This is a genomic window from Pseudomonadales bacterium, assembly GCA_013215025.1.
Taxonomy (GTDB): Bacteria; Pseudomonadota; Gammaproteobacteria; order Pseudomonadales; family DT-91; genus DT-91.
Genome location: JABSRR010000353.1, coordinates 1 through 1,533, shown reverse-complemented (window position 1 = coordinate 1,533; position 1,533 = coordinate 1). Strand labels below are relative to the sequence as shown.

General features: G+C 71.9%; 2 protein-coding genes. Both read right to left on the bottom strand.

Annotation, left to right across the window (positions count from 1 at the left end):
* Positions 1-18 precede the first annotated feature (18 nt).
* Positions 19-195: a hypothetical protein gene (locus HRU21_13605; protein NRA43318.1), complete on the bottom strand. Its 177-nt coding sequence runs from the start codon at positions 193-195 to the stop codon at positions 19-21.
* 221 nt (positions 196-416) lie between these two features.
* Positions 417-1,533, bottom strand: a 1,117-nt coding sequence (locus HRU21_13600; GenBank protein NRA43317.1) for a transposase, incomplete at its 5' end; no start/stop codon positions are given.

Here is a 1,533-nt window from a genome sequence, read left to right as displayed (position 1 = left end):
TATCTAGGCATTGGCTCCTCATTGCACTTGCGGGTGCTCCAAACCAGAGTGTGCAACGGAATGTGCAATGCCCTCGGGCACAACCTGACACAGCCTGGCACAACGTGGCACGATCGTCGGCGCCGGATGCTGCCGCATCGCCCGACACGTGGCGCGGTTAGGCACATCCTGACACAGCGTGGCACGACCTGGCACAACCCCGCCCTGCGTCTTCGAGTCCTGCAGGGGTGTGTAGGCGGTTCAAGCTGCGGTCCGGCCCACCCGAACCCCACCACCACGCCGATCCGCCCCTGGCAAGCGCCCGTCAACCCGCCGCCGCGCGCCCTGCTAGCCGGGCGTTCTGCCCGGATCTGCTGCCCCAGCACGCACCCCGGCCCTGCCACGACACCCTGATCGCAGCCTGACCTGCCGTCACCTCACGCTCCCCACCACTCCGCATCACCCGGCGGTGCCCTGGCCTTCGCCACCTCCGGCGCCTCGTGCGGCAGACCCATCGCCCGCAGCACCCGTTCGATTGACGCCGGCGCCGTGATTGCGGCCAACAGCCGCCGCGCGCCCCCGCAGTGCGGGCACACCAGCACCTCGACGTCGAACACCCGCCGCAGCAGCTCCGCCCACGAGTAGCGACGCACCCCACCAGCCCGACGCCGGCGATCCCCCGGCGCATGCGGCACGGCCCGGCGCCGGCGACCCAGCTGTTCGATCGCCCGAGCGCGCGGTTCGTCCTCAGCCGACGATGAGACGTCCCCGTCGGCCTCGGCTTCCTGCTCCTCGTCCCACCGCGGCACGATCCGCGAACGCAGCCCAGACGCCGGCGCCAACACCCCGTGGTAGGTGACCAGATGCCGCCTCGGCCGCGGAACGAGCGCCAGCAGCCGCTCGATCAGCACCTCGGGTGTCATCACCACGTGCGTTGTGCCGTCCTTCCACCGCCGCTTCAGTTCGTACGCCACCCTACCATCCCCTAGCAGCGACAGCCGCGACTCCGCGATCGCAGGACGCCCTGCGTACCGCAGCAGGTGCTCCACCCGCCTGCGGTCCCCCGCCGCGACCCGCACGCCAGCATGCAACGAGAACCCGTCGCAGTCCGCGCACAGCGGCGCCTTGACGAACGGCTCCGCGCGGCTGCCACGGCCGACGCGCGCATCTCCTTCGCCCGCGCGCGCGCCAAGCGCCGCCCGCCCGGTCACCGCACCTGAAGCCAGCGCCAACAGCAGCTGCTGCTCCCCGTCGAGCTCCGCGTCGGCGTCCGCCGCATCGCCATCCTGCCACCACTTGCCCGCGCGCCGTAGCGCGCGCAGCACGCGGTCCCGTACGCGACGCACCAACTGCGCGACGTCCGCGTCTTCGAGCCCTTCGTGCTCATGCCACGCGACCCCGCTGCGGCCCGGCTGCCACGAATACACCCCGTCCAGCCACACCACGTGGTAGTGCAGATTCAGCCGCAGCCCCGAGTCGAACCGCTGCACGAACGCCACCGCCCCTGTGCGCGGCCGCGGCAACCCCCGCCGCCGCGCGCGCCCCTCGTAGAAG